1 protein-coding gene is annotated in these 533 nt (G+C 63.0%); it reads right to left on the bottom strand.

The features are described 5' to 3' along the window. Positions 1 to 153 precede the first annotated feature (153 nt). Positions 154 to 533, bottom strand: a 380-nt coding sequence (locus tag NW852_RS12650; protein ID WP_414426798.1) for a BlaI/MecI/CopY family transcriptional regulator, incomplete at its 5' end; no start/stop codon positions are given.

Below are 533 nucleotides of genomic sequence, written 5' to 3'. Positions count from 1 at the left end.
CAAGGGCAGTCATCAGCAAAAACAGCGGCGGCAGCAAGAAGTGGATCCAGGCCCACTGCCAGCGCTGGGCCCAGGAACCCCCTCTATCCAGCCGCACCTGGGCTCGCCACAGCCAACTGAGGCCCAAACCCAACAGCAACATGCCCAAGTGGCTCATTGGGGATCCCTCCTGGCTTCCCGCGCAGCCCGCAGCCGCTCGGCAATCGCCTGCAACTGGGACACGCTGGCCTGATCCAGACTGTCGGCAAAGGCTGCCACCGTGTCGGGATCCCCGACGGCCAAAAATTGCTGCAACTGGGCAAAGGCCCTGAGGCTGGCAGCTTCCTGGCGAGAAAGACGGGGCCGCCACAGCATCGGCAGACTCCGCCCTTCTGCATCGGTGCGACGTTCACAGCTCACCCAGCCCTTCTGGCTTAGGCGCCGTAAAACGGTAGTTACAGAGGCATAGGCCAACTCTCGGTCGGGATCGGCCAAGATACGCTCGTGGATTTGGCGGGTGCTGGCACTGCCCAGCTCCCAAAGGATATCGAGGA

Source organism: Synechococcus sp. H60.1 (assembly GCF_047462335.1).
In the GTDB taxonomy this organism is placed as follows: domain Bacteria; phylum Cyanobacteriota; class Cyanobacteriia; order Thermostichales; family Thermostichaceae; genus Thermostichus.
The sequence above is the reverse complement of the archived record's forward strand: the minus strand, read 5'-3'. Positions and strand labels throughout refer to the sequence as shown.